The organism is Ruminococcus sp. AM43-6, from assembly GCF_003461785.1.
In the GTDB taxonomy this organism is placed as follows: Bacteria; Bacillota; Clostridia; order Oscillospirales; family Ruminococcaceae; genus Hominimerdicola; species Hominimerdicola aceti.
The window spans coordinates 11,711-14,240 of record NZ_QTXU01000040.1 but is presented as its reverse complement, the minus strand read 5'-3'; the positions used below and the strand labels follow the sequence as shown (position 1 = coordinate 14,240).

Genomic DNA, 2,530 nt, shown 5'->3' with positions numbered 1-2,530 from the left:
TATTTTTAAATGCAGCTTCATTTTGTTGCTCCTTTGATTTCTTATAATACAAGGCAATACCGCACAAAGACCGCTTGACAGAGTTATGCGGTATCGCATTATATTTTTATGCTGTTATCCATACTTTATCAACTCCGATCTATATTGTAAAATTACAAATTTATATCATCACTGCTTTGTGAATAAAATGAAAAATCACCCGTTTCACAATCTACCAAAGCATAGTATAATTTTTCCTCAGTAGGGCTATAGAGCGAAACAGTCCACATTGGAGTACTTGAATATACGCCCGTTTCAGAGTCCACCCAGTATATCTTATTTTCAAGACCTATGTAATCCACCTCGTAACTGGAATTATCACTTAAATTGTCATCAATATATCTAAGTGCAGAATATGGTGTTATCACCTTGTCGATATTCTCTTTTTCATATTCACAAAATACATTTTCATTATTTCTAAAACAACCTATATCGGACGAAGAAGTTATAAGCACTGTGTATCCCGCTGGATTTGAATTTATTTTGCTCAATCGACCTGTGAAAACATCATTGACAGAGGATTCCCTGCCCTCAAAGCCACTGTTAGCTGCTCTCAACGGTACTCCGTTATCCTGTTGCACCATATCTATTCTGAACGCATAAGTATCGTTTATTTTCTCAACTCTGATCTCAAAAGGCGACATTTGTGGGTAGCCAATTTTTCTCAGTCCCTCTGAAAATTCAGCACTTTTTTCTATTGCCTCACTTATGGACATTTCACAGTCTTTAAGCTTATATTTCTCATCATCAAAGGTGTTGCAACAATAATATCGTTTTACTGTAATGTTTTCATTAGTTAGAAAAAAAGCCTCAGCATCTTCGTCTTTGATCCATACTATCGAGCCACCATCATAATCAGTAAAGTAGGGATAACCTCCTTCGGCGTTAAGCTGATGATATTCACCCATATCGTCACTGCTAACACTTATTTTGCTAAGATCAACAGGACTGCCGTTTAAATAGTCTATAAATCTCTGCTCTTTATTGAACAGAAAACCGTCCGATGGCTTATATAACGTTCTGCTAACTGAACTCACATCAGATATTCTTACACTGTCACGAATAGTGAAATGGGCATACTCCAATTTGAGGGCTTTTGAATATGTATCTGTTATTTCATTTACAGGCACATATTCAGAATTAAATTCACTGAATTTTACATTATTAGTTTTGTTTGAACACGCTGAAAGTACCATGCACCCCGCAACAACCAAAATACAAATCTTTTTCATCATAATTTATCCTCTAAAGTAAGAGCCGCTCGTCATTACCAGCAAGATAATCCGCAGCGGCTCAAAATACTATTCTTTAGTTAAAACTTCCTGACGCAGAAGCACTTGAAACATACTTTGAAATATTTGTGTAACCGCCAGACACTCCAAATTCAGCAACAACATCATAAGAATAACCCTTCTTATAATTAGAATTTTTCCAATTTGTTGTTCCTTTGTTCCAGATATCGAAAGAACCACAATTAATAGTATGGCTTGAAGATCTGTATCCATTTGCTAAGACACTAAACTTGCCACTTGTATTTATGGATTTGCAGGTGGATTTTAAATAGCCATTATTCTGTGCCTTTATACCATACATCCATTTCTCACAAACGTTATCTGATGACGGAGCTCCTTTAGTATAGTGCAGATTGTAGGAGTTTGCCGCACTAGCCCCAATAGCCATAGAACTCATCATCATAACAGCAGCACCCATAGCTGCGATCCTTTTTACGATCTTTTTCATATTAAACGTCCTTTCATAATATAAGAGTGTTTTTTGGGTAATTTTGTTGCAAATAAAATTAAATTTCATCATATCACACAATTATTGCAACGGAGAATTGTGCATAATAAATATTCACATCTTCATTGGACTAAGCAGCTTTCAATTATATAAACCGAAAAAGCAGTAAAAATGGCTGATTGAAATACATAAGTTTGTATGTTTTCACAATTGCACGTACTTGTTTTTATTATTATTGCATAAAAAATGTGCACTCCTTTCCTCAAGATTTTGTCCCCTCATATAGTAAGATACAAGCTTGAGTGAATTTGTACACACTTTTTCAGAAAAATATTTTATTTTGTAGAGTTTACCGAATCAGCCATCTTAATTATGTCACTTTTACACAAATCTCCGGTTATTGTATAAGAATATCTGCCATCAGTCCATACAATAGTTGATGTATAGGCATCGTAAGACAGCAGAGCGTCATTGTCATTTATCGATACCTTTTCAGTTGTCCTGTTTTGCGTATCTATCTGATTATTCGTTAATATACTGCTTTGAGTGTACTCGATAAATTCATTATTAGAAGAATAATCAATGATAAGCATAGTTTCTTCTTGAGTTCGGTCCTGTTCAGCAAATCCATTCGGGATATATGTTGGTTCACAACACACAAAAACATCTGTAAGATCATCGGCAGGAACATACCCATGTACATTCCAGACATCAGTATTATTATCATTGCTGCTTGCAAACAAACCAACAA

Annotated in this window: 3 protein-coding genes; all 3 read right to left on the bottom strand. The window is 35.1% G+C overall.

Going from position 1 to position 2,530, the window contains the following annotated elements:
- Window positions 1-152: 152 nt before the first annotated feature.
- Window positions 153-1,274, bottom strand: a complete 1,122-nt coding sequence (locus DW938_RS13485) for a hypothetical protein (protein ID WP_118125414.1) — start codon at window positions 1,272-1,274, stop codon at window positions 153-155.
- Between the two features lie 73 nt (window positions 1,275-1,347).
- Window positions 1,348-1,779: a hypothetical protein gene (locus tag DW938_RS13480; protein WP_117878800.1), complete on the bottom strand. Its 432-nt coding sequence runs from the start codon at window positions 1,777-1,779 to the stop codon at window positions 1,348-1,350.
- 335 nt (window positions 1,780-2,114) lie between these two features.
- Window positions 2,115-2,530: DUF4367 domain-containing protein (locus tag DW938_RS15025; RefSeq protein ID WP_207660717.1), on the bottom strand; the 416-nt coding region annotated here is incomplete at its 5' end.

What these genes read in the sequence shown, in the direction of transcription:
- DW938_RS13485 (WP_118125414.1), bottom strand. Translation starts at nt 1,274, where the DNA reads ATGATGAAAAAGATTTGTATTTTGGTTGTTGCGGGGTGCATGGTACTT.
- DW938_RS13480 (WP_117878800.1), bottom strand. Translation starts at nt 1,779, where the DNA reads ATGAAAAAGATCGTAAAAAGGATCGCAGCTATGGGTGCTGCTGTTATG.